The organism is Mesorhizobium sp. M0676, from assembly GCF_040320535.1.
Classification (GTDB): domain Bacteria; phylum Pseudomonadota; class Alphaproteobacteria; order Rhizobiales; family Rhizobiaceae; genus Mesorhizobium.
Genome location: NZ_JAMYPU010000017.1, coordinates 1 through 25,865, shown reverse-complemented (window position 1 = coordinate 25,865; position 25,865 = coordinate 1). Strand labels below are relative to the sequence as shown.

The window sequence follows — 25,865 nt, the reverse complement described above, 5'->3', positions numbered from 1 at the left end:
GTCACGGCTCGCCCTGCCCGATCGCTTCCTTGCGCCTGGCCACATACGCCTCCAGCGCCTCGCGCACGGCGATATCCATTACCGGCTCGACATAATCTTCCAGCGCCTTCTTCCACAGCCGCGTCGCGCGCGCCGTGGTGTCGAGGCCGCCGGCTTCCTGCCAGGCCTCGTAATTCTGCCAGTTGGACAGCATCGGCTGGTAGAAGGCGGTGGCATAGCGTTCCAGCGTGTGCGGTTCGCCGAAGAAATGGCCGCCGGTCGGCACCGCGCCCAGCGCCTCGACAGCAAGCTCCGCCTCGTCGACGACGATCGGGCGCAGGAATTCCATCATGTGCTGGATCATCTCGACATCGATGATGAGCTTTTCGAACGATGCCGTCAGCCCGCCCTCCTGCCAGCCGGCGGCGTGGTAGACGAGGTTGCCGTGGCCGAGCACAGCGCCCCACAGCGCCATCAGCGTCTCGTAGGCGCCTTGCGCGTCCGCCGCATTCGATGCCGACCCCGGCGTCGTGCGGTAGGGCAGACAATAGCGCCGCGCCAATTGCCCCGAGGCGATATTGGCCTTGGTGTTCTCCGGCGTGCCGAAGGCCGGCGCGCCCGACTTCATGTCGACGTTGGAGGTGAAGGCGCCGTACATCACCGGCGCGCCGGGGCGCACCAGTTGCGTCAGCACCACGCCGAACAGCGCCTCGGCATTCTGCTGCGCCAGGGCGCCGGCGAGCGTCACCGGGCTCATCGCGCCCATCAGCGTGAACGGCGTCACCGCGACCGACTGGCCGAACTCGGCCATGGTCATCAGCCCTTCGGCCATCATCTCGTCGAAACGGCGCGGCGAGTTGACCGAGATGATGGTGGCGATGCCGGGATCATCGCGCATCTCATCCAGCGTCAGCCCGCGCGCAATCGCCATCATCTCGATGCCGTCCAGCGCCCGGCCTCGTCCGATCGCCGAGACATGGAAGGATTTGTCGGTCAGCGTCAGATTGGTGAAATAGGTATCCATGTGCCTGGTGTTCGCCGGCAGTTCCACCGGCGCGCAGACCTGGTTGCCGAGCATGTGGATGCAGTTGAAATGCTGAGCCAGCCGGGTCAGATCGGCATAGTCGTGCAAGTTTCCGGCGCGCCGGCCGCGCTCCATGTCGTGCACATTGGGCGGCCCGGCGACGAGGGTGAAATTGATCGTGTTGCCGCCGAGATGAATGGTGTTGGCGCGATTGCGCGGCGTCAGTCGATAGCTGGACTGCGTGGTCTTCAGCGCCTCGGCCACAAGGCCACGGTCGATGCGGACATTCGCGGTCGCATGGTCGACCTTTGCGCCCGCCTTCTCGAACAGCGACAACGCCCGCGGAGACATCACCTCGATGCCGAAGTTTTCCAGAATATGCATCGATGCCTGATGGATGGCTTCGATCTGGTCGGCCGACAGCATCGCCATCGGCGGATAGGGATTGGTCACCCGCCGCAGTGGAAGTTGCGGGATGGCGGCAGGCCCCCGGTTGCTGGTTCGCTCCGCGCCGCGCTTGCGTCTTGGTTCATTCATGCCTGGCATCAGAGCGCCGGCATCCGGACATCGCTGTCAGAAATCCGCCCTTCGCGGACGTGATTTTAGCCAAGGCGGCATTTTTGAATTCTGACGGAGATAAAGGCGACGCGAAAGGTCGGAATAATGATACAGGCCCACTGAGCGCAGCCAGGCCGGCAAGCCGTTAACAAACGCCGAAAGATTCCCTTTATGATTTCAGCCTATCCGTCTTCCATGCGTAGTTCGAGTTTGAGTAAAATTGTAGCGATTGGCGTGCTGCTGGCTTTGGCGGCCTGCGCGACGCCGCCCAACCATATCAACGATGTCTGCGCCGTCTTCGACCAGAACGACGGCTGGTTCGACAACTGGCAGTCGGCCGCCGAGCGCGCCTCGCAGAAATACGGGGTCCCCGTCCCCGTGCTGATGGCGACGGTGCGCAAGGAATCCGGCTTCAAGAGCAATGCCAGGCCGCCGCGTACCAAACTACTCGGCTTCATTCCGTGGAAACATGTCTCGTCAGCCACCGGTTTCTCGCAGGCGCTCGACGGCACCTGGTCGCAATATCAGAGCGAAACCGGCAGTTGGGCGGCGAGGCGGACCAAGTTTGCCGATGCCGTCGATTTCGTCGGCTGGTATCATTCCAAGACATCAGACACGTTCGGCGTCGCCCGCAACGACACCTACAATCTCTATCTCGCCTACTATCTCGGCTGGACCGCCTACGGCCGCGGCAACCGTGGCGATGCCGGCGTGCAGGGCTATGCCAGGGCGACCGAAAAGATGGCCCGCGACTATGCCGAACAGCTGCAGCAATGCGGCAGCTGACGTTGCCAAGCGGTCTTGCAGCCACGCAGTTCGCGATCGAAGCAGAACTCAGCCATTCATTCGCTTGGGATCAGGTGGAGGATCGACCTCCCTCCCTTTACCGCTGCCGTCGACAGCTTTCGGTCAAACGTCGCCAATTGGCCGTCACGCGCCTTGGCGAGTCCCAACAGATAGCTATCCGTTACCTGTGCCGGGGTGAGGATCCTGGCTGCATCGATGTCGTTGGAACCGACAAGGCTGATCTCGTCAGGCCAGAACTGATGTCCTGAAAGGGCATGCAGCTTGCCGACAATCTGCGCCACCACGGCGGGCGAACCCGGAGAATTGGGGTATTTCGGGTTGCTTACAATCCTGATGACGCCATTCTCGGTAATGGGACATGTTGCCCATGATAAATGCCCGGTGGATTGGAACCACCGATGGCCATCTTCATGCGCGACGTGAGCCGGATCGATCAACGCAATCAACACATTGACGTCGAGCAGGAAGGTCACGGCAATTCGTCGCGAAGCGCATTGACCATTTCGAGATCGACCATCGGGCCGTCGGGCCGCGATGCAAGCAAGGGGATGCCGTTGCGTTCACCGCCGGTCGGGGGCCTGCGCAGTGAGCGGCGAGCCAGATCGGAAATGACGTCGCCAACGCTGCGGTCCTGCTGTCGCGCCATGGCCTTGGCCGCAAGTAGGACATCGTCATCGATTGCAAGTGTGGTTCTCACAACATGCTCCCTACCGCGCATCAAACATCACGCATCACATAAAGCAATGGACAGCAATATTCAAGCGAACGTAGCTGTCGTTCCTTGAGCTATGGCGACGCTGCGGCAATGCGCCAACGAGCGGCATTGCCCTATGGCTGGTCAGCTCGGCTTCTTGCCATGCGGGCGCTTCGGCGGTTCGCCGGCGAAACCGGGGCCGATCCCATCCGGTGCGTCTTCTGGCACGCCCTCATGCGCTGCGTGTTCCCTGTCGAACTTGATCACCGGCTCCATCGTCGCCAGCACATCGTCCGACAGCCAGCACAGGCTCATATGGCCATCGCCGAGATGCTTCACCGGCGGCACCTTGGTCTCGCACAGATTGTCCGGCACCAGCCTCTTGTAGCCGCAGCGCGTCTGGAACGGGCAGCCGCTCGGCGGGTTCATCGCCGACGGGATATCGCCTTCGAGCACGATGTGCCGTTTGACCACGCTGGTGTCGGCGATCGGGATCGCCGACAGAAGCGCCTCGGTGTAGGGGTGGTAGGGCGGCGCGAAGATCTGGTCGGTCGTACCCTGCTCGACGATGTAGCCGAGATACATGACGACGACCCGGTCGGCGATGTAGCGCACGACGGACAGATCGTGACTGATGAACAGCATCGTCGTCTTGTTCTTGCGCTGGATGTCCATCAGCAGCTCGGTCACCGCCGCCTGCACCGAGACGTCGAGTGCCGACACCGGCTCGTCGGCCACCACCACCTTGGCATCGCCGGCAAAGGCACGCGCCACGCCGATGCGCTGCTTCTGGCCGCCTGAGAGCTGACGCGGCTTGCGCGTCTCGAAGGCCCGCGGCAGCTTCACCAGGTCAAGCAGCTCCAGCATGCGCTTGCGCCGCTCCGCGACATTGTTGCCGACTTTGAATTTTTCCAGCGTGCGGATGATCTGCGAGCCGACGGAGTGGCTGGGATTGAGCGTATCGAACGGGTTCTGGAACACCATCTGGATCGACGACACCGTTTCGACGCTGCGCTTCTCGATGCCGGTCGACTGGATCTCCTTGTTGCCCAGCGTCACTGTGCCGGCACTTGCCGTCTCCAGCCCGAGCAGGACCTTGGCCAGTGTCGACTTTCCGCAGCCGGACTCGCCGACGATGGCGACGGTCTCGGATTCGCGGGCCATAAACGAGATCGTCTCATTGGCCTTGACGACGCGGCCTTCGCTGGAGCCGAACACTTCGCTGCCGCCGACCTTGTAGTATTTTCTCAAATCCTCGATCTTGAGCACCGGCGCGCCGGGCACAACCTTCTCATTGACCTTCTTGGCGCCGGGCGGCAGCGCTTCCCAGTCGATCTCGTTGAAGCGCACGCAACGCGAGAAATGCCCTTCGTGACCGGCGACCTCGATCATCGGGATTTCGGCGGCATTGCAGACGCCCTCGACGAAATGGTGGCAGCGCGGCCCGAAATTGCAGCCCTTGGGCCGCTCATGCGGCAGCGGCAACTGGCCGGGGATAGAGATCAGCGGCCGCGAATTCTTGTCGGCGCCCGGCAGCGGAATCGAGCGGAACAGCCCTTGCGTATAGGGATGGCGCATCCGGTCGAACACGTCCTTGATCTTGCCGGTCTCGACCGCTTCGCCCGAATACATCACCGTGATGCGGTCGCAGGTCTCGAGGATGAGGCCCAGATTGTGCGACACGAAGATCATCGACGTGCCGAACTTCTCGCCCAGCCCCTTGACCAGTTCGACGATGCCGGCCTCCACCGTCACGTCGAGCGCCGTCGTCGGTTCATCGAGCAGAAGCAGCGCCGGCTTCGACAGCAGCGCCATGGCAATGACGATGCGCTGCTGCTGGCCGCCGGACAGCTGGTGCGGATAGGAACGCATCATGCGTTCGGGATCGGGCAATCTCACCGAGCGCACCATTTCGAGCGCCCTTTTGTAAGCCTCTTCCTTCGACACCTTGTCGTGGATCAGCGGCACTTCCATCAATTGCTGGCCGACCTTCATCGCCGGATTGAGGCTCGCCATCGGCTCCTGGTAGATCATGGCGATCTTGTTGCCGCGGATGGAGCGCAACTCCTCGTCGGACAGCTCGCCCATGTCCTTGCCCTGGAACTTGATCTTGCCGCCGACGATCTTTCCGATGTTGGAGAGGTCGCGCATGATGCCGAGCGACACGGTCGACTTGCCGCAGCCGGACTCGCCGACGATGCCCATGGCTTCGCCCGGCATCACCGTGCAGGAAAAGTCCATGACGGCAGGGATCTCGCCCTTGCGGGTGAAGAAGGAGATCGACAGGTTCTCGATCTCGATGATCGGCGCAGCGCTTGGCCCAAGGGTCGGGTTGCCGGGATTTCGAACTGCCTCATTCATGGGTCGCTCCAATCCTATTTTTATGCTCGCGGGGCCGAAACCCGCAGATCAGTCTTTCATCGATTGTTCGCGCAGCGAGTCGGCAAGCAGGTTCAAGCCCAGCACGAACGACATCAGCGCGATTGTCGGCGGCAGCGCCGGGTGGATGAACGAGCGCAGCAGGCGGCTGGCGTCCTTGATCGCGGTGCCCCAATCCGGGCTCTCCGGCGCCAGGCCCAGCCCGAAATAGCCGAGCGTGCCGAGCAGGATCGTGGTGTAGCCGATGCGCAGGCAGGCATCGACGATCAGCGGTCCGCGCGCATTGGGCAGGATCTCCCACAGCATGATGTACCAGGGCGATTCACCGCGCGTCTGCGCCGCCGCCACATAGTCGCGCGTCTTGATGTCCATCACCAGGCCGCGCACGATGCGGAACACGCCGGGGCTGGAGGCGAACACCACCGCCACGAAGATGTTGAGCTGGTTGGGATCGATGTGGATGATCTTGAACGGATCGGCGTCGAACACCAGGCCGGCATAGACCCAGCCGCCGATGACCAGCGTCAGCCCGAGCAATATATAGAGGCGGTCCGGCCGGTTCTTGTAGCGGGTCCAGAACAGCACCGAAAAGAAGATGATCGGGAACAGGAAGAACAGCCCGGCCATGGCGTAGGGGATCGGCGTATCCATGATGCCCGGCGTCACCAGCAGGTAAAACAGCAGGATCACCGGGAAGGCCAGCACCAGATTGGCCAGGAAGGACAGCACAGTGTCGATCCGGCCGCCATAGTAGCCGGCGGGCAGACCGAGCGTAATGCCGACCATCAGCGCGAAACCGGTCGCAGCCGGTGCGATGATCAGCACGATCTGGCTGCCATAGACCATGCGCGAAAAGACATCGCGGGCGAGCTTGTCGCCGCCGAAATAGTAGATGAGTTTCGATACCGGCTCGAGCGCGCCCGGCAGCGCATCCTTCATGATCGGGACCTGGGCGAGCGGATCGAACGGCGCGACGGTCGACGCGAAGATTGCAGTGAACAGCCAGAACAGGCAGATGCCGACACCGACAATGCCGACGCCGCTATCGAACAGCTGGCCGTAGAGGCCTAGCCTTTTCTTGTAGGTGAAGCTCGCCCCCATCACCAGGGCAAGCCCTAACCAGACCGGCCAGAAACGCCCAATCACGCCGAGCACGACATTGAAGGCACCGATATATTCGACCTGCATCTGCCCCAGCCCCCTATTGAACTCTGATACGCGGATTGAGGAACGCGTAGCCGACATCCGAGATGAGCTGCGTGATCAGCACGATGAACACCGAGACCAGTGAACAGCCAAGCAGCAGATCGATGTCGTTGTTGCCGGCGGCCTCGACCAGCGTGTAGCCAAAGCCCTGGTAGCGGAACATCACCTCGACGATGACGACGCCGGTAAGCAGCCAGGGAAATTGCAGCATGATGACGGTGAACGGCGCAATCAGCGCATTGCGCAGCGCGTGCTTGACGACGACGCTGCCGAAGGAAAGCCCTTTCAGCCGGGCGGTGCGGATATATTGCTGCGTCATCACCTCGACCATCGAGGCGCGTGTCATGCGGGCGATGTAGCCGATGCCGTAGATCGCCAGCGTCATCACCGGCAGGGTGAAATTGTAGAAGGTGATGCCCTGGCTTGCCGAGGCGGCCGAACCGTTCAGCCAGCCGAGCCAGGAGGCGAAGATGACGGTGAAGATGACGCCGGACACATATTCGGGCGTCGCGGTCGACGCGATCGATGCGACGGACAGCGTTCGGTCCGTTCGCGAGCCCTCGCGCATGCCGGCCAGGATGCCAATCAGCAGCGAAATTGGCACCATCACCAACAGCACACAGAGCATCAGAATGCCGGTGGCGGCGAGTGCGGGGAAGAGCTTTGACGCAACGGAGGTTTTGAACTTCGTCGAGCAGCCGAAATCACCTTCCAGGATGCCGGAGAATTTCGGCTCCAGCGGATCGTTGCAGAAGGAGAAACGCTGCGTCGGCTTGCCGGTCGCCGGATCGGTCACCGGTTGCTTCGGGACGACGCCCAGCCATTGCCCGTAGCGCACGAAGAAGTTCTGCCGGTAGCCATGGTTGACCAGCCAGCTTTCGAGCTGTTCGGCCGATGTGTGCATTTCGGTCTGGCTGATCGCCAGCTTCTTCAAATTCGGCTCGAGGTTGATCAGGAAGAAGACGATCATCGTCAGGCACAGCATCGTCAATGCCATGGTGCCGAGACGCCGGATTACGAAAGAAAGCATGGCGGTCCCCTGCCGGTCTGGTTGGGGTTGGAGCCAGTTCGAAAAACCAGCTTTGCCGTTGCCGGCAGAGTTGGCCGTCAAATCGGCACTCGGATGCAATCAACCCAGTTTTATTGAACGGTCTTTCAGGAGAGTCCGCAACTTTTTGCTGCGGCGGCTTCCGGTTCTGGACCAAGCGAGGCGTGACGGGAAGGAGCGAAGCGCCCCTTCCCTGACGTTCCGATCACGCCTGGTCGAGCCAGACCTTGCCGTAGTCGCGCTCGAAGGTCGGATGCATCTTGTAATTCTGCACCGCCTTGACCGAGTGGCTGTAGAGCTTGCGCCAGTATGGCTGGATCATGATGCCGGAATCCTGCAGGATCTGCTCGATGTCCTTCATCATCTCCTTGCGCTTGGCCGCATCGGCAACGGCCAATGCTGCATTGAGCTTGGCATCCCATTCGGGGTTGGAATAGGCCGACTCGTTCCACGCCTCGCCGGTGCGGTAGCCGATCGCCAGAACCTGAACGCCGAGCGGGCGCATGTTCCAGTTGGTCATCGACAGCGGGTACTTGGTCCAGTCGTTCCAGAACGTCGAGCCCGGCAGCACCGTGCGCTTTACCTTGAGGCCGGCGTCGCGCATCTGCGCGGCGATGGCGTCGCCGGTATTCTTGTGCCAGTCTTCGTCGACCGTGATCAGCTCATGCTCGAAGTCGGCCTGGCCGGCTTCCGCCATCAGCGCCTTGGCCTTGGCCGGATCGCGAGCGACTTTGGGCAGCTCGTAATATTCCGGGTGGATTTGGCAGACATGGTGGTTTTCAGCCACCGTGCCGGCATTTCCGTAGCCAAGCTGCAGGACGACATTGTTGTCGACCGCGAGTTGCAGCGCGTTGCGTACCTTCTGGTCGCCGTAAGGCTTGTTGTTGATGTTGGTGCGGCACACGATGGTCGACGCGGTGACGATTTCGGACTTGACCAGGTCCAGTCCGTCGAGGATTGACACATAGTCGGCCGAGGTCTCGAAATTGGTATGGACTTCGCCGGCCTCGAAGGCACTGACCATGGCTGCCGGATCGGTGCCGTAGTCGACGAATTCGATGCCGTCGAGGAACACCTCGCCGTCCCACCACTTGTTGTCCTCGCGGCGCTTGTAGACCACCTTCTGGCCGACATCGTAGGAGACGAGCTCGAACGGGCCGGTACCGATCGGGCAGGCTTTGAAGTCGCCGCCCTTCTCGTCGAAGCTCTTGTGCACGATGAGGCCGGGATAGTCGCACATGTTCGGAATGAGCGCGATGTCAGCCTTGCCGAGCTTCAGCTTGACGGTGTGGTCGTCAACCTTGGTCACGGCGCTTTCGTCGAGCTTGTCGTCCTTGACCAGCGTGCCGAGACGGCCAGGCATGGAATTGCCCTCGGCCTTCTTGTCGGCCCAGCGCTTGAGATTGAAGATGACGTCATCGGCGGTGAAGGCATCGCCATTCGACCAGGTCACACCCTTGCGCACATGCAACGTGTACTCGGTGGCGTCGTCGTTGACCTCCCAGCTCTCCAGAAGGTACGGGCGGAACGTGTATTCGCTGGTGTACTTGACCAGCGGCTCAAGCGCCTGACGCTCGGCATTGGCGATTTCCGACCAGTCGGCCTTGCGCGGATCCTTGGGATCCTTGACCCATTGCGCGACTTTAAGGATGCCGCCCTTCTTGCCCTGCACCTCTTCGGCCCTGGCTTGGGTCGGCACGGCTACGCCGAGCATGCCGTAGGCCATCGCAGTCGACGCGCCGAACACGCTCGCCATGGCGAGGAACTCGCGGCGATCGACTTTGCCTGCCTTGGCTTCTTCGGCCATGGCCAGGATGTGATCGGGAACGCGATCGCCATTACTCTTGTAATTTGTCATACCTTAACTCCCATTGTTGGCTTTCCGCCTTTTAACATTCCGCATCCCTGCCGTGATGTCAAAGACGGCATGGCTACGGAACCTGTTAGGGAATGTGCAACTTTGAAAAGGGAGCGGTTCGCGTGATAACGACAGACTTGGCGCAAAAGTGCTAGCGCGCCCAGATTCCACCGGAATCTGCTTAGGCGAGTAATTGATACATTTGGGCGGGTTGAGACAGCGCCAGTTCCGGTGGCGGTAAGGGCCAGGAACTCAATATTCCTTTTCGTAGAATATGCCGCCCTTGGCCTCACCGCCATCGTTGGCCTCGCCGCGCAGCTTGACGCCGCGTCCGACATTGAGGTCGATCGTCGCCTTGCCCGATCCTGGCCTGTCGCCTTTCTGGATCGTCACATAGGTGCGGTCATTGAGGTACTTGCCCGCCGACACGGCGGTGCCGCCCTGGTCATCGGTGGTCACATCCAGGTCATCGACGCCGATTGCACTGCGCAGGTTTTCGAGCAGCGAGGTCGAGCCGCCGACGCCGGCCAGTTGGCCGGCGGCCTCGGCCAGTTGCGCGATCTGCAGCGGCGACAGGTTCGACATAGAGCGGCCGAAAATCAGCTGCGCCAGCACCTCGTCCTCGGGCAGCGCCGGCACCGATGAGAAGTCGAATTTCGGATTGGTCGCTTCGCCCGAGACGACGATGGTGACGGTGGCGCTGGTCGTGGTCGATGTCGCGGTCAAGTTGAGGTAGGGTACCAGCGACCCCGAAAAGCCGACCGTGCCTTCGGTAAAGGTCAGCCGCTTGCCGAGGATCGACAGCCGCCCACGCTGCAAGGTGAAGGTGCCGACCGCCTGCGGCGAAGCCGCCGGGCCGGTCAGCCTCAGCGAACCGCCGAACTCGGCATCGACACCCCTGCCCTGGATGAAGATCTGGTTCGGCGCATTGACCGTGACGTCGAGGACAAGCCCACTGCCGCCACCACCGCTGGCCGCCGCCGGTCGCAAGGCCTTGTCCTGCGCCCGCACGCTGGCGGGGGCGTTCTTGTGCTTGACACCGAGCGCTGCCAGCGAGCCCGGCAGCTTATCGGGAACGGTGATGACGGTCTTGGCCAGGTTGACGGTGCCCGAAATCACCGGCGCCGAGGTGAGCGGCCCCTTGATGGTCAGGTCGCCGCCGAGATTGGCTGTCACCACCCTGCCGTCGGTATAGCGGCCGTCAACCAGCTTGATAGACAAATCGGCTGGGAAACCTTGCGCCGGATTGATGCCGAGTGTGCCGGAGGCCGACAGGCTGCCGCGTGTCGACAGCGTGCCGGTTAGCCGGTTGACCCGGGCAACGCCGTTGCCGATCGAAATGTCGGCGGCAATGTCATTGACGGCAAGGCCGGAGCGCGCGTCGACCAGGCGGGCGCCCGACGTGCTGACCGTGCCGCCGATCACCGGCGACGCCGCCGGGCCGCGCACCTGGATATTGACGTTGGCGGTGCCGCTGAGCGACAGCCCTTGCGCCGCAAGCTTGGCGGCCAGGAAGGAAAATGGCACCTTGCCGTTGAAGTCGAGCACCAGCGCTGGTGTGCCGGCCGTCGTCACCGTACCGCCGCCCTTGAGGCCAAGCCCGGCGCCGTCGCTGATGTCGGCGTTGAAGGTGAGCTTCTTGCCGGCGAATGTTCCCGACGAAGAGATATTCATGCCGCCAAGACCGGCGCTGCGCGTCTGCGAGGTCTGCACCCCACCAGCATCGATATCGAAAGCGACAGTCGGATTGCCCGGCGCGCCGGTTACCTTGACTGTTCCCGAAATCGAACCGGCGGCCTGGAGGCCCGGCGAAAAACTGTTGGCCAGCGAAGCCGGCACCTTCGACAGCGCGGCACTGATGTCGAGTGCCTGCCCGACCTTGCCGGTCACCGTCGCCGTGCCGCCACCGAGATTGAGCACCAGCTTGTCCAGCGTCGTGGTGCCGTTGGCGATGCTGACGGTCGAGGCCTGGGCGATGGCCGCCTTGATGCCCTGCACCGTGGCCTGGCCGGAAGCGAGTTCGATGGTGGTGGTGCCGCCAGCCACCTTTACCCTGCCCGCAGCCCTCGCCGGAATGCCCTTGACGGTGGCGCCGCCGGAAAACCCGGTCCAGTCGCCGTCGCGCTTCAAATCGACATCGATGCCGCTGATGGCGGTGCCGCCGGAAATGACGCTGTCGGCGCGAATCTTGCCCGAGATGACCGGCGCGGCGAGATAGTTGGCGACCAGCGCATCGATCGACACCGTCTTCGCCTGCAGGTCGCCGCGCGTGATCGAAGCGGTCGCAGCCTTGACGGCGACGTTCGGGCCATCCGCGGTCTTGGAGAATGCAATAGTGCCGCGCACATCGCCTTCGGCCTTTTCCAACGCCAGCGCCGCCAGCGGTCCGATATCGGGCAGGTCGAGCGCGATGGTGCCGACCGGCACGAAAGCCTCGTCGAGGGCGAGGTCGCCGGAAATCCTGTTCTTGCCGAGTGACAACAGCAGGCCGTTGATGGCGCTCTTGCCGTCGGCCGTGGCCAGCACCGCGCTGCCTTGAAGCGCCTGCCCCGCGACATTGCCGGTCAGTTGCACATTGGCTGCCGGGTTCGCGGCATCGGCCTTGCCGGTCGCAATCAGCTTAAGTCCGGTGATTTCGCGTTCCGCCACCAGCAGGCGGTCGCTGTTGACCGTCAGCGACAGGTCCGGCGCCAGGCTGGGCCCCTGCGCGTTGAGTGCAAAGCTGATCGCGCCTTTGGCATCTTTCGACAACAGCGAGATGTCGGCCAGTGCACCCTTGATATCTGCGCTAAGCTTGTTGTCGGCGAGGCTGGCCTGACCGTCCGCGGTCAGTGCGCCCGACGCCAGCGTGACCGGATTGGCGCTGACATTGCCATTGGCATCCCGCTTCAGCGTGGCGCTGAGCTGCGTGCGCTCTGCCAGCACGCTGCGCGCCGCCGCCGGCAACGCCGCCGACAGCACGTCGGCGTTGAGGTTGAGGTCGATTGCTCCATCGGCAAAGCCGACACGGCCATTGAAGGCACTGCCCAGCGCATCGCCCTGCACCGAGCCGCTGTCGATGGTGATCGCACCGGCCGCCAGGCTGCCCGCGACCTTGGCGGTGACTTTGCCGGCGATCAGCGGTGCGATGGTCGGATTGTCCAGACCGATCTTGTCCGCCGTCATCGTGCCCGAGATCGGACCGGTGCGGCTTCTCACATCGAACGCGTCGGAATGCAGCGCCAGCGAGATGCCCTCGACCTTGGTGAAATTCGTCGCCACCGACGGCAACACCGCCGAGATATCGAGCTTGGCTTGCGCAGCCTGCCCCGCCGCCTTCACAGACAGCGCCTGCAGTTCGAGCTTGATCGGGCCTTCCACGCTCCCGAACGCCAGCGGCAGGCTCGGACCGGAAGAGGTCAGGTCGAGCGCGAAATCGCTGGCGCCGTTCGGGTTGAGGGTGCCGGCCGCCTTGCCGGAGATTTTCTCACCCGAAAGCGTCGCCTGGTCGAGCACGACGCCGCCGGCCGCGGAATAGCTGCCGGCCGCATCGACATCGAGCGGCCCGAGCCCGGCCTGACGGGTCTGGCTGGTCTCGGCGCCGGCCAGCTTTGCATCGAAGTGGATATCGGGATTTGCCGATGGCCCGGTGATTTGCGCCGTGCCGTCGAGCGTGCCCCCGGCATCGAGGCCGGGTGAAAAGCCATTGGCAAGCGCAGCCGGCAGCGCCGAGAAGGTCGCCGCCAGATCGAGCGTCCGGCCCGCCGTGCCCGACAGCGTCACCGAGCCGCCGCCGAGATCGACTACCAGCTTTTGAATGTTGGTTATGCCATCGGCAATGGTCAGGCTCGACGGCTCGGCGATCGCCACCTTGATGCCGCGCACCGTCGCCTCGCCGGACGCGATCTCGACGCTGGTCGCGCCGCCGGCAATCTTCGCCCGCCCGGCAGCTGTCGCCGGAATGCCTGATATGGTTGCGCCGCCGGTGAAATTCGTCCAGTCGCCGTCACGCTTGAGGTCGACGCCGATGCCACTGACGACGGTCGTTCCCGAGGTCACGCTCTCGGCCTTGATCGTGCCGGAGATCGCAGGGCTGTTGAGATAGTTGGCGATCAGTGCGCTGACGGTGACTGCCTTGGCTGCCACATCACCGCGCGCGATCGACACGCTGGCTGCATTGATGGTGACGGTGGGCGCCTCGCCGTCTTTGGAGAACACCACGGTGCCGCCGATATCGCCGGCCACCGTCTGCCCGGCCAGCGACGCCAGCGGCGCGATGTCGGGGGCGGAGATCGTCAGCGTCCCCAGCGGCAGGAATTTTTCATCGAGCGCGAGGTCGCCCGACACCTTGTTGTCGCCCAGCGCTACGCTGAGCCCCTTGATGGAGCGCTTGCCGTCGCTCGTCACCAGCGCCGCCTTGATGGCGAGCGGCTGTTCGTCGACCGCGCCGGTCAGCGAGACATCTGCGGCCGGGCTCACAATGTCGGCCTTGCCCGATGCGGTCAGCTTGATGTCCTTGACCGTGCGGCCGGAGGCCGTCAGGCTGGCACTGTCGGCCGAAACCGAGAAATCCGGTGCGTTGCGCGCGCCGCTTGCCGTCAGCGCGAAATCGACCCCGCCGGCGACCGGCACGCCGACCAGCGAAGACAGCACCGAGACGTCGCCGAGCTTGCCCTTGATGTCGGCCTGGATATCGCTGCCTTGCGCGCTGGCGGTGCCGCTGGCGCTCAGCGAACCGGAAGTGAGTTCGATCGTGTTGGCGGCGAAAGAGCCCTGCGGATCGCGCGTCGCGGTCGCCGAGAATTTGACCCGTTCGCCAAGCAGCGAACTGATCTGCGGCGGCAGCGCCGTCGACACAGCATCCGCATTCATCTTCAGCGTCATGGCGAGATCGGCCAGCGTCACCTTAGCCGTCAGCCCGGCATTGAGAGCATCGCTGCGCAGCGTGCCTTCGTCGAGGGAAATCTCGTCCCTGCTGATCGAACCGGCAAGAGAGGCCGTCAGCTTGCCGGTGATCAGCGGCGCCAGCGTCGCCACGTCGGTCTTCAGCCCGGCGGCCGCCAGACTTACACTGACCGGGCCGCTGCGGCTCTCGATGTCGAACCCGTCGGAATGGATCTTCGCATCCAGATTGTTCACCTGAGAGCCGCCCGCCACCACCGAGACCAGTGAAGCGCTGGCGTCAATCATCGGCGCCTTGCCGTCACCGAAGGCGCGCGCGGTCACATTGTTGATGGCCACCATGATCGGCTGCGCCTGGGTACCGGCATTGACCGTGACCGGCTTGGCTTTGGCCACGAGTTCGACCGAAAGGTCGCTGGCGCCGTTGGGGTCGACCATGCCGGCAGCGGTACCATGAACTGCGTCGCTCTCGATCGCAGCGCGCTCGATGTCGACGCCGCCGGCCGCGGTCGCGGTGCCGGCTAGGTCGAAGCTGGTCTTGCCGGCAAACAGCGACTTGAACCGTTCCGGCAGGAAGCCTTCGAACGAACCGTCGCCCTTGGCCTCGATCCGGTTGCCCTTGTCGGTGAGCTGGTGCCGGCCGGTGAGCTGGGTAACGATCTGACCGTCGACCATGAAGGTGCCGATGCCGCTCCAGTTGGCCAGCGGCCCGGTGCCCGAGACGACGATGTTGACCGGCGGCGCGCCGGGTAGCTTGAGCAGGTTGGCGATGATGCCGCCGGCCGGCTCGGAAGCCTTGAGATCGAGGTCGAGCTTGTTTTCATCCGGCGCGAAGTGGATGTTGGCGTCGACATTGCCTTGCTTGCCGTCATGGCGGGTAACGTTGAGCACCGTCTGGATCGCCAGTGGCGACGCATCGACCTTGGCCGATCCCTTGGCCGCAAGTTCGGCAATGCCGCTGCCGGCAAGTTGCTGGCCGAGCGCGATCTCCGGCAAATCGATCGCTCTGATATCAAGCGAAACCGGCAGGCCGCCCGACCCGCTCTTGCTCGGCTCGGTGCTCGCCACAGGCAGCCGTGCCAATTCTATCCGTTCGGCCGCTATGCGGTCGGCGCTGAAATTCTTCGACAGCAGCGCCAGCGGCGACCAGTCGATGGCCACCTTGCGGGCCACCAGCCAGGCGCCCTCGCGGTCTTCCAGCACGACATGGTCGACCGTCAGCGCGCCGGACCAGATACCGTTAATGCCGCTGACCGTGACTTTGCTGTCCCTTGACGAGGCCATGTCAGAGATGATGCCGGCGAGATTTTCGCGGCCGCGCTCGGTCTTGGTCAGCACGACCAGCGCGCCGATGCCCGCCGCCGCCACGATCAGCAGCGTGTAGAAAAACAGGCGAAGGATGCGTTTCAAAATCTTCATCGTCAGAACGCCTGTCCGATCCCGGCATAGATGCCGAAACGCGGGTCGCCACGGTCGCGGTTGAGCGGCACGGCGGCGTCGATGCGCAGCGGCCCGAACGGCGTGATGTAGCGCAGGCCAACGCCCGCGCCGACCTTCACGTCGGAAAAGTCCGGCGTCGCTGTGGTCGAGACAGTGCCGGCGTCGACGAACGGCACGATGCCGATCGTGTCGGTCAGCGCAATGCGCATTTCGACCGATGTTTCGAAGAAGGAAAGCCCGCCGATCGGCTGATTGTCGATGTCCTTCGGTCCGATGCCCTGATAGGCATAGCCCCGCACCGAGCCGCCACCGCCGGAATAGAAGCGCCTGTCGGCTGGAACGTTCTGAAGGCCGGTGCCGACGATCGAACCCAGCGCGACGCGTTCGGCAAGCACGAATTTCGAGGCCGTGTCGAGCGATTGATAGGCCGACCCCTCGCCCCTGAGCTTGAGGAAGGCGGCGCCGCTCAGAATGTCGTAGCTTGGTTCGGCATAGGCCAGAACCCTGAAGCCGCTGGTCGGATTGAGCCGGTTGTCCCTGTTGTCGTAGACATATTGCAGCGGAATGCTGGCGATCAGGTATTTGTGCTTGCCGAAAGCGTCGGTGATCCTGGAGTAGTCGAGCGCGATTTCAGCCGACACCGTCTGCTTCTTGTCGATCTCATAGGACAGGCCGGTGCTGCCCTTGACCGAGAAATGGTCGTAGGCGTCTGGATGTTCGAGCACGGTCTTGACGCTGGCGATGAATTTCGAGGCCGGCCCGACCACGCCCGGCTTCTCGAACATGATGCCGGCATTGTAGTTGAGCTCGCTGAGATCGTTGCTGCCGATGCCGCTGATCTTGCCCTCGATGCGCAGCTTTTCGGCCCGGCCGAACAGATTTCGGTGGCCCCAATAGCCTTCCAGGCCTAGCCCTTCGGTGTTGGAGAAAGTGCCGCCGACGCCGAAATAGCGTGGTTTGCGCTCGCTGACCTGAACGCCGATCGGAATGTTGCCGTCGGCGTCGAGACTGTCGGCTTCCTTCAGCGTCACGCTGTTGAACACTTCGAGCCTCAGCAGCCGGTCGCGGGCATCGTCGATCTCGTCGGGCGAATATTGCCGGCCGCGTTTCAGCCCGGTCATATATTCGGTGAACTCGCGATCGACCTTCTCGGTGCCATCGACGGTGGTGTCGCCATAGCCGGCAACCGGCCCGGCGGCCACCGTCAGCGTCACGTCGAGCGTCGAGGTGGTGTGCTCGGCCACGACCTGCCGGTCGGTGATCCGGGCCAGCGGCCGGCCCTCCTGCTTCAGCGCCCGCACGATCAGCGCCTCGGCCTTGAGCACGGCGCCCGAGCCGGCATCGCCGCCGGCTATCAGGCCGAAATCGGCGCTCGCCAGCCCGGCGGCATCGCCCTCCAGCCTGATATTGCCGAGTGTGAATTTGGGCCCGCTGGCGATGCTGACCACCACCGGGATCGGCTGCGGACCAGTGAATTCGGCATCGGGCGGCAAATCGTCGAGCGCCTTGCCCTGGATGGTGATGGTGACGACGCCTTCATAGCGGGCGTCGGCATAAAGCGCGGCGACCAGCTGTTCGCGGTCGCTACGCGCCTTTGCCAAAAGGCCGAGCGAGCCGGAAACCGGGCGGTCTTCGTCGGATTTCAGCGACGAGGCGTTTTCGAGCTTCTTGACCAGGTCCTTGTCGGCATCGGGCGCTTCGATGGTCACCGCATAGCGCAGCGGGTCGACGATATCGGCGTCCTCGTCATTCGAAGAGCCCCACAATTTGATGCCGAAGAGCTCGAAGGCGGCCGCCGACCCCGATTCGGCAACGAGCACGGTCGAGCACGCCAACGCCACAATCAGCGCACGCGAAAGCGTGCGCCGTGGCGCACTTACCTTCGACATCTGCGCTTCATACGCCGGCATCAGGACAACCTAGGTTACAAAACTAAAATTGGAATGAAGTTTTGAAGCGCTCGTAAAGGGGCCACAATCCAATTGTCTGAAATAGGCAGGGCTTGGAATTCACACCTTCTGCGTTTTCGCAAGAAAGCGTGATCCCTTTCCCGTGGATGAACTATCGGCATACCGGTCATTGGCCGGTTTGGGAACCGTTGGCGGGCGGAAACCTGCCCGTCCTCGTGTTGACAAGCTTGACTGAAGCTTGAACATGCCGCGGACGTAGCAGTGTCTGGAGGGTGTTATGGCGATGCGCGCGGCGGCTCGTGGTCTGTCGATCTTGATTCTTCTCATTTTCGCCTGGGGGTCTGTAGCGCAAGCGGCCGAAGCCCGCCGGGTGGTGACCTCAAATAATTCCGACTATTTCGGCTTCGATCTCAGATCGGACCAGAATGTCAGCCTCGATCAGTGCAAGACGACATGCCTCGGCGACCCCGCCTGCCGCGCCTTTACTTACAACAACAAGGCCAAATGGTGCTTCCTAAAATCCGACTATAACCAATTGAAACCCTTCAACGGCGCGGTCGCGGGCAAGGTCGTCAATGTCGATGGCGACCCCGATATCGGCGCCCCGCCGGAACTCGCCTTCTTCCCCAACTGGATGGCCGACCAGGCCCAGCAATACCGCAACAAGCTGACCGATCCGGCCTATGACAAGCCGACCGACGGGCTGGAATCACTCCGCGCCGCCGCCGAACAGGCTGCACTGACCGGCGACCATGGCCAGGCCATGAACAAATACGAGGCCGCGGTCTCGGTCCTGCCTGACGACGGCCAGCTTTGGCTCGGTCTGGCGCGTGAAACGCTTGCCATACAGCCGGCCAGCGGCACCTCCGAATCCTACAATCTGCCGGTCAAAGGCACCTCCGCCGCCATCAACGCCTACAAATTGCTGCGCACCACCAAGACCCGCGCCGAAGTGCTGGCGCTGCTCGGCAACGGCCTCGACCGCCGCGATCTCTACCGTCCGGCCCTGCAGGCTTATGAAGCCAGCCTCGCGCTGGTCAGTTCGCCGGCGGTCAAGGCCGAATATGAGGATCTCAAGGCCCGCAAGGGCTTCCGCGTCATCGATCACTCGATCGACGCCGACACCAGCGCGCCGCGCATTTGCGCGCAGTTTTCCGAGGAGCTGGTGAAGACCGGCGTCGACTACGCCCAGTTCGTCACCGTCGACAACCAGCCGCCCAAGGGCGTCGAGGCCAAGGACAAGCAGATCTGCGTCGAAGGGCTGGAGCACGGCCAACATTACGAAGTGACCTTCCGCGCCGGTCTGCCGGCCGCCATTGGCGAGGTCACCGCCGCTCCGGTCGTGCTGTCGATCTATGTGCAGGACCGCGCGCCGTCCGCCCGCTTCACCGGCGACAGCTTCGTGCTGCCCGCCGGCGCCCGCCGTGGCATCCCGGTCGTCACCGTCAACATGAATGCCGCACAGATGAAGCTCTACCGCATCGGCGATCGTTCGCTGGCGCAGCTTCTGTCCGGCTATCAGTTCCTGAAGCAGCTCGACGGCTATGATATCTCCAGCATTTCCGACCAGATGGGTGAGCCGGTCTGGCAGGGCCAGCTCGACATCGCCAACGACCTCAACAAGGACGTCACGACGTCGTTCCCGGTCGACGAAGCTTTGCCGCAGCGCAAGCCCGGCGTCTACGTGCTGACCGCGCAAGCGGTAAACGAAAACGACGAGGACAATTACAATTCGCTTGCCACGCAGTGGTTCGTCGTCTCCGACATCGGCCTGTCGACCTATACCGGCCAGGATGGCCTCAATGTCTTTGCCCGCTCGCTCGGAACCGCCAAGCCGATCGCCGGCGCCGAACTGACGCTGCTGGCCAGGAACAATGAAATCCTCGGCACAGCCACGTCGGACGCCGAAGGCCATGCTGTCTTCAACCCCGGCCTGACGCGCGGCGACGGCGGCATGGTGCCGGCCGTTCTGATGGCCAAGCAGGGCGACAACGATTTCGTCTTCCTCGACATGGGCCGCGCCGGCTTCGATCTGTCCGATCGCGGCGTCGCCGGACGCGCCGCACCGGGCGCGCTCGATGTCTATGCCTGGACCGAACGCGGCATCTACCGCGCCGGCGAGGATGTGCATGTCGCAGCCCTTGCCCGCGACGGCGCCTCCAAAGCGGTGGAAAACCTGCCGCTGACCTTCATCTTCACCCGTCCCGACGGCGTCGAGAACCGCCGCATCGTTGCCGATGGCGTCTCGGCCGGCGGCTATGCCGTCGACCTGCCGCTGGAAGCCAACGCCATGCGCGGCACCTGGACGGTGTCGATCTATACCGATCCCAAGCAGGCGGCCGTTTCCAGCCAGATGTTCCTGGTCGAAGACTTCGTGCCGGATCGCATCGAGTTCGACATGAAGTCCGACAAGCAGGAGATCGCACAGGGCGAAACCGCCAACATCGACATTGACGGCCGCTTCCTCTATGGCGCGCCGGCCGCCGGCCTCGCGCTCGAAGGCGAGCTGACGCTGTCGACAGCGCGCGACTGGGACCGTTTCGCCGGCTATTCGTTCGGCCTTGCCGACGAGCAGTCGGCCGAGCCTTCGGTGACCCCGTTCACCGGTCTGCCGGTGGTCGGCGACGACGGCAAGGCGACCTTCCCGGTCACGGTCGACCAATTGCCCGCGACCACCAAGCTGGTCGACGCCAAGGTCACGGTTCGCATGCGCGAAACCGGCGGCCGCGCCATCGAGCGCTCGCTCAACATCGGCATCCGCCCGCAAGGCCACATGATCGGCATTCGTCCGGATTTCGCCGACAATGAGGTGCCGCAGGGCGGCACCGCCAAATTCAGCCTCATCGCGGTCGATCCCGACGGCAAGCGCGAGACGCTGAAGGGCGCGCAGTGGTCGCTGGTCAAGGTCGAACGCAATTACCAGTGGTATCGCAACAACAACTCGTGGAACTACGAACCGGTCACCTTCACCAAATCGATCGCCAACGGCCAGGTCGATCTCAGCGCCGATGCCGAGGCGACCGTGACGATGCCGGTCGACTGGGGCCAGTACCGGCTCGAGATCGAGACTGCCGATCCCGAGGGCCCGGCGACCAGCTATGAGTTCGACGCCGGCTGGTATGTCTCCTCGACCTCCACCGAAACGCCTGACGGGCTCGAGATCGCTCTCGACAAGGACAGCTATGCCGTCGGCGACGTGGCCAAGCTGAAAGTGTCGCCGCATTTTGCCGGCGAACTGCTGGTCACCATCGGCGCCGACAAGCTGCTCAAGACCGTCACGGCAACCGTGCCGGCCGGCGGCAGCACGGTCGAGATCCCGGTCGGTGACGACTGGGGCGCCGGCGCCTACATCACCGCAACCCTGTTCCGGCCCGGCGATGCGCAGGAAACCCGCATGCCGGCGCGCGCCATCGGCGTAAAATGGCTGACGGTCGACCCAGGCTCGAAAAAGCTCGCCGTCACCCTGACGCCGCCGGACAAGACGATGCCGCGCCAGCAGCTGTCGATCCCGGTTTCGGTCGCCGGCGTAGCGCCGGGCAGCAATGCCTATGTCACGGTCGCTGCCGTCGATGTCGGCATTTTGAACCTCACCAACTACAAGGCGCCGGATCCGGAGGGCTGGTATTTCGGCCAGCGCATGCTCGGGCTCGAAGTCCGCGACATCTATGGCCGTCTCATCGACGGCTCGCTCGGCACCAGCGGCAAGCTCAGGACCGGCGGCGACGGCGCCTCGATGCAGCCGCAAGGCAGTCCGCCGACCGAAAAGCTGGTCGCCTTCTTCTCCGGCCCGGTCCAGCTCGACGCCGACGGCAAGGCGAGGATCGACTTCGACATCCCGCAGTTCAACGGCACCGTGCGCGTCATGGCCGTCGCCTGGACCAAGGAGGCCCTCGGCCATGCCACGACCGATGTCATCGTGCGCGATCCGGTGGTGATCACCGCCGGCCTGCCCCGCTTCCTGGCGCCTGGAGATGCAGCTATCATGCGGCTCGACGTCGCCGACACCGACGGTCCGGAGGGCGACTATGCCCTGTCGATCGCCACGACCGGCGACCTCTCGACCGGCGACAAGCCCTTGCCCGAAAAGCTGACGCTGGCCAAGGGCAAGCGCCAGACGCTGACCGTGCCGCTGATTGCACAGACGGCGGGCAATGCCTCGATCACCATCAAGCTCGCCCATGGCGACGGCACCGCCGTCGAGCAGACGCTGTATGTTCCGGTGCGTCCGGCGCAATTGCCGGTCACCACCCGTCTGGTCGTCGACCTCAAGGGCAATGGCGGCTCGCTGCGCGTCGACAAGGAGCTGCTCGCGGCAAGCCTGCTCGACGGCGCCTCGATCAGCGTCGGCGTTTCGCAGGCTGCGGCCTTCGACGTGCCGTCGCTGCTGATGACGCTCGACCGCTACCCCTATGGTTGCGCCGAGCAGACCACCAGCCGGGCCATGCCGCTTCTCTACGTCAACGATCTGGCGTCCGGCGTTGGCATGCAAAGCGATCCCGAACTGCACGGCCGCGTGCAGGCCGCCATCTACAAGGTGCTGAGCTACCAGGCTTCGGCCGGCAGCTTCGGCCTGTGGGGTCCGGGCTCCGGCGATCTGTGGCTCGACTCTTACGTCACCGACTTCCTGACCCGGGCGCGCGAGCAGAACTACGACGTGCCGGCCCTGGCGATGAGCCAGGCGCTGAGCAATCTGCAAAACTCGGTCGGTTACGACCAGGACGTCCAGGATCGCGGCAGCGAAATCGCCTACGCGCTCTATGTTCTGGCCCGCAACAAGAAGGCCTCGGTCGGCGATCTGCGCTACTACGCCGACACCAAGCTCGAAGCCTTCTCGAGCCCGATGGCCGTCGCCCAGTTGGCGGCGAGCCTGGCGCTCTACGGCGACGCGCAGCGTTCGGAAGCAACCTTCCAGACGGCGCTGCAGCTGGCCAAGTCGACCACCGAATACGACTACTACCGGTCCGACTATGGCTCGCGGCTGCGTGATGGCGCCGCGATCCTGGCGCTCGCCGCCGAATCGAAGCCGGTGCCGACCATCGTGCCGGAGCTGATCCGGCTGGTGGCAAGGGAACGCGCCGATGCCCGGTGGACCAGCACGCAGGACGAGTCCTGGATGCTTCTGGCGACCCGCGCGCTGAAGTCGGGCAACGACTCGATCACGCTCTCGGTCAACGGCGCGCCGCATGCCGGTGGGTATTCCAACCACCTCAGCGGCACCGACATTGCCGACAGCCCGCTGACCATCGCCAACACCGGCGCCACGCCGCTGCAGGCGGTCGTCACCACGGTCGCCTCGCCGGTAGAGCCCTTGCCGGCCGGCGGCGACGGCTTCACCATCGACCGCACCTACTACAAGCTCGATGGCACCGAAGCCAACGTCACCGAGGCGACGCAGAACGAACGCTACGTGGTCGTGCTCAAGGTTTACGAGCAGAACCGCTGGCCTTCGCGCCTGCTGATCACCGACCTGTTGCCGGCCGGCTTCGAGATCGACAATCCGGGCCTTGTTTCCAGCGCCCAGCTATCGAACTTCACCTGGCTGGCGCAAACGGACGCAGCCCATCTCGAATTCCGCGACGACCGTTTCGTCGCGGCATTCAATCCCAATGACGGCGATGGCGACCGCAACATCATGCTGGCCTACGTCGTGCGTGCGGTAACGCCGGGCACCTATGCCCATCCGGCAGCCACGGTGGAGGACATGTACCGGCCGCAATATTCGGCCCGCACCGCCACCGGCATGATGGAGATCAAGGCGCCGTAAGGCGCCTTGACGAAGATGAACACGCCGATGTCCGCGACCATCTCCTTCTCCCCGCTATGCGGAGAGAAGGAGCCGGCAGGCGGATGAAGGGCACCACCATGCTCTCCAGAAAATTTCTCCGTCGAACAGGCATCGCCGCCGCCTCCCTCGTCGGCTTTGCGGCGATCGCTGCCGCTTCTCTCTGGGAACTCGACCGCGCTTTTCCGCCGCCGCTGCCCGGAAGGCTCACCGTCTCCACCGAGGTCCAGGACCGCGACGGCCAGCTGTTGCGCGCCTTCGCCACGCCGGACGGTTACTGGCGGCTCGACACTCATCTCGACCAGGTCGACAAGCAGTTCGTCGACATGCTGGTCACCTATGAAGACAAGCGCTTCTGGGACCATGATGGCGTCGATGTGCTGGCGCTGGCGCGCGCCGCCGGCCAGTTCGCCACCACCGGCCATATCGTCTCCGGCGGCTCGACCCTGTCGATGCAGCTTGCCCGGCTGATCGAGCCCCGCGAAAGCCGCAGCCTCGGCTCGAAAATCAAGCAGATGCTGCGCGCCATCCAGATCGAGCGGCGCCTGTCCAAGCAGGAGATACTGGAACGCTACCTGACCTTGGCGCCCTATGGCGGCAATCTCGAAGGCGTGCGTGCCGCCTCGCTCGCCTATTTCGGCAAAGAGCCGAAGCGGCTGACCGTCTCGGAAGCAGCCCTGCTCGTCGCCTTGCCGCAATTGCCGGAAAAGCGCCGTCCCGACCGCAATCTCACCATCGCTCATGCCGCCCGCGACCGCGTGCTGACCCGCATGGTATCAGCTGGCCTGCTCGGCGAGCGCGAAGCCGCGCGCGCCGCACTAGACGATGTCTCGGGCCTGCGCCGCAAATTGCCGGCGCTGGCGCCACACGCCGCCTACGCCATGCTGCCCAAGGCCGTCCCCGGCAAGCCGCTGCAGCTGACGATCCGCAAAAGCGTCCAGCAAGGACTAGAGCAGGTGGCGCGCGATGCCGCGATCAAACTTGGGCCGCGCCTCTCCGTCGCCATGGTGATGGCCGATGCCCGCACCGGGGACATCCTCGGCGAAGTCGGTTCGGCCGATTTCTTCGACGCCAGCCGCTCCGGCTGGATCGACATGACCAGGATCGTGCGTTCGCCCGGTTCGACGCTGAAGCCGTTCATCTATGGCCTCGCCTTCGAGCAGGGGCTGGTGGCCCAGGAAATGCTGATCGAGGACAGCCCGGTCGATTTCGGCGGCTACCGGCCGAAGAATTTCGACATGGGGTATCAGGGGGATGTCTCGATCCGCCAGGCGCTGCAGCTGTCGCTCAACGTTCCGGCGATCCGCGTGCTCGACTCGGTCGGCCCGGCACGGCTGATGGCGCGCTTCCGCCAGGCCGGCGTCAGCCCGGTGCTACCGGTCAACGAGGCGCCGGGCCTCGCCATCGGCCTCGGAGGCGTCGGCGTAACGCTGCGCGATCTCGTCCAGCTCTATACCGGCCTCGCCAATGGCGGCAAGGCAAACACGCTGCATGACGGCACCGAGCCGGCCAATGCCGAGCGCACCACCGCCACGATCCTCGACGCCCAGGCGAACTGGCAGATCACCGACATATTGTCGGGCGTAAAGCCGCCCGAGGGCGCCTTGCAGCGCGGCATCGCCTACAAGACTGGGACGTCCTACGGCTACCGCGACGCCTGGTCGGTCGGCTTCGACGGCCGCTACGTGCTGGGTGTGTGGGTCGGCCGCGCCGATGCCGGTGCGGTGCCCGGCCTGTCCGGCTATGTCTCGGCCGCCCCCATCCTGTTCGAGGGCTTCGTCCGCTCCGGCCTCACCGCCGTCCCGTTGCCCAGCCAGCCGGCCGGTGTCCTCAAGGCCAGGCGCGAAGACCTGCCGGTGACATTGGGGCGCTTCGGCGCCGGCGCCGACGGACTGGTGCAGGCAGGCCCGACGGAACCGGCGCCAACGATCATTTTCCCGCCCAACGGCGCCCGCGTCGATCTCGCCACCAATTCCGCCGAGGCCTCGCCGCTGGTGCTGAAACTGCAAGGCGGCCGCGCGCCGTTCCGCTGGCTGGCCAATGGCACGCCGCTCGTCGGCATCGACCGCCGCCGCACTGCGACCTGGCTGCCCGACGGCGCCGGCTATTCGACGCTCACCGTCATCGACGCCGTGGGACGCGCGGCAAGCGTGAAGGTGTTCGTTGAATAGATGGCGCCAAGCGATTCAGGGGATTGGGCTTCTTCGCCCGAGACCCGGCGCGAGGCACCCCCCTCAGGGGGGGGGGGGGGGCGGCGGCCGGGGGCCCGGGGGGGGGGGGGGGGGGGGGGGGGGGGGGG

General features: G+C 64.2%; 12 protein-coding genes. 3 read left to right on the top strand and 9 right to left on the bottom strand.

All coding sequences use genetic code 11. The features are described from left to right. Position 1: 1 nt before the first annotated feature. Complete coding sequence (locus NKI35_RS19360; RefSeq protein WP_352741260.1) at positions 2-1,540, bottom strand: trimethylamine methyltransferase family protein; 1,539 nt, start codon at positions 1,538-1,540, stop codon at positions 2-4. 216 nt (positions 1,541-1,756) lie between these two features. Between NKI35_RS19360 and NKI35_RS19355 the strand changes: the two genes are divergently transcribed. Continuing rightward, a complete protein-coding gene (locus NKI35_RS19355; protein ID WP_352741259.1) occupies positions 1,757-2,347 on the top strand; it encodes a transglycosylase SLT domain-containing protein in 591 nt (196 codons plus the stop codon). 56 nt (positions 2,348-2,403) lie between these two features. Here the strand turns inward: NKI35_RS19355 and NKI35_RS19350 are convergent, their stop codons facing one another. The 8 genes from NKI35_RS19350 to NKI35_RS19315 all read right to left on the bottom strand — a co-directional run bounded on the left by NKI35_RS19350 (position 2,404) and on the right by NKI35_RS19315 (position 17,784). Then, complete coding sequence (locus NKI35_RS19350; RefSeq protein WP_352741258.1) at positions 2,404-2,841, bottom strand: TA system VapC family ribonuclease toxin; 438 nt, start codon at positions 2,839-2,841, stop codon at positions 2,404-2,406. Further along, a complete protein-coding gene (locus NKI35_RS19345) occupies positions 2,838-3,065 on the bottom strand; it encodes a hypothetical protein (protein ID WP_023668191.1) in 228 nt (75 codons plus the stop codon). Before NKI35_RS19345 ends, NKI35_RS19350 begins: the two co-directional genes overlap by 4 nt. A 141-nt stretch (positions 3,066-3,206) precedes the next feature. Further along, positions 3,207-5,423 carry a dipeptide ABC transporter ATP-binding protein gene (locus tag NKI35_RS19340; RefSeq protein WP_023668190.1) on the bottom strand — a complete coding sequence of 739 codons (2,217 nt, stop codon included), beginning with the start codon at positions 5,421-5,423 and terminating at the stop codon, positions 3,207-3,209. Positions 5,424-5,471: 48 nt separating this feature from the next. Continuing rightward, on the bottom strand, positions 5,472-6,629 hold the full coding sequence (locus tag NKI35_RS19335; protein ID WP_352522042.1) for an ABC transporter permease: 1,158 nt from the start codon (positions 6,627-6,629) through the stop codon (positions 5,472-5,474). A gap of 13 nt (positions 6,630-6,642) precedes the next feature. Continuing rightward, positions 6,643-7,677 carry an ABC transporter permease gene (locus NKI35_RS19330; protein ID WP_023668188.1) on the bottom strand — a complete coding sequence of 345 codons (1,035 nt, stop codon included), beginning with the start codon at positions 7,675-7,677 and terminating at the stop codon, positions 6,643-6,645. 223 nt (positions 7,678-7,900) lie between these two features. Next, positions 7,901-9,553, bottom strand: a complete 1,653-nt coding sequence (locus NKI35_RS19325; RefSeq protein ID WP_023668187.1) for an ABC transporter substrate-binding protein — start codon at positions 9,551-9,553, stop codon at positions 7,901-7,903. A gap of 252 nt (positions 9,554-9,805) precedes the next feature. Next, positions 9,806-15,853 carry a translocation/assembly module TamB domain-containing protein gene (locus NKI35_RS19320; RefSeq protein WP_352741257.1) on the bottom strand — a complete coding sequence of 2,016 codons (6,048 nt, stop codon included), beginning with the start codon at positions 15,851-15,853 and terminating at the stop codon, positions 9,806-9,808. 2 nt (positions 15,854-15,855) lie between these two features. Further along, positions 15,856-17,784 carry an autotransporter assembly complex protein TamA gene (locus NKI35_RS19315; RefSeq protein WP_023699008.1) on the bottom strand — a complete coding sequence of 643 codons (1,929 nt, stop codon included), beginning with the start codon at positions 17,782-17,784 and terminating at the stop codon, positions 15,856-15,858. A gap of 277 nt (positions 17,785-18,061) precedes the next feature. On the opposite strand from NKI35_RS19315, the gene NKI35_RS19310 reads away from it, so the two are divergent. Together NKI35_RS19310 and pbpC are read left to right on the top strand one after the other, a co-directional pair. Further along, complete coding sequence (locus tag NKI35_RS19310; RefSeq protein WP_352741256.1) at positions 18,062-23,548, top strand: alpha-2-macroglobulin family protein; 5,487 nt, start codon at positions 18,062-18,064, stop codon at positions 23,546-23,548. A gap of 83 nt (positions 23,549-23,631) precedes the next feature. Further along, the gene (gene pbpC, locus NKI35_RS19305; RefSeq protein WP_352741255.1) at positions 23,632-25,737 is read left to right on the top strand and encodes a penicillin-binding protein 1C; all 2,106 of its coding nucleotides are present in this window, start codon (positions 23,632-23,634) and stop codon (positions 25,735-25,737) included. The last annotated feature ends 128 nt before the right edge of the window (positions 25,738-25,865 follow it).

What these genes read in the sequence shown, in the direction of transcription:
- NKI35_RS19360 (WP_352741260.1), bottom strand. Translation starts at nt 1,540, where the DNA reads ATGAATGAACCAAGACGCAAGCGCGGCGCGGAGCGAACCAGCAACCGG.
- NKI35_RS19320 (WP_352741257.1), bottom strand. Translation starts at nt 15,853, where the DNA reads ATGAAGATTTTGAAACGCATCCTTCGCCTGTTTTTCTACACGCTGCTG.
- NKI35_RS19330 (WP_023668188.1), bottom strand. Translation starts at nt 7,677, where the DNA reads ATGCTTTCTTTCGTAATCCGGCGTCTCGGCACCATGGCATTGACGATG.
- NKI35_RS19325 (WP_023668187.1), bottom strand. Translation starts at nt 9,553, where the DNA reads ATGACAAATTACAAGAGTAATGGCGATCGCGTTCCCGATCACATCCTG.
- NKI35_RS19335 (WP_352522042.1), bottom strand. Translation starts at nt 6,629, where the DNA reads ATGCAGGTCGAATATATCGGTGCCTTCAATGTCGTGCTCGGCGTGATT.
- NKI35_RS19355 (WP_352741259.1), top strand. Translation starts at nt 1,757, where the DNA reads ATGCGTAGTTCGAGTTTGAGTAAAATTGTAGCGATTGGCGTGCTGCTG.
- NKI35_RS19340 (WP_023668190.1), bottom strand. Translation starts at nt 5,423, where the DNA reads ATGAATGAGGCAGTTCGAAATCCCGGCAACCCGACCCTTGGGCCAAGC.
- NKI35_RS19310 (WP_352741256.1), top strand. Translation starts at nt 18,062, where the DNA reads ATGGCGATGCGCGCGGCGGCTCGTGGTCTGTCGATCTTGATTCTTCTC.
- NKI35_RS19315 (WP_023699008.1), bottom strand. Translation starts at nt 17,784, where the DNA reads ATGCCGGCGTATGAAGCGCAGATGTCGAAGGTAAGTGCGCCACGGCGC.
- pbpC (WP_352741255.1), top strand. Translation starts at nt 23,632, where the DNA reads ATGAAGGGCACCACCATGCTCTCCAGAAAATTTCTCCGTCGAACAGGC.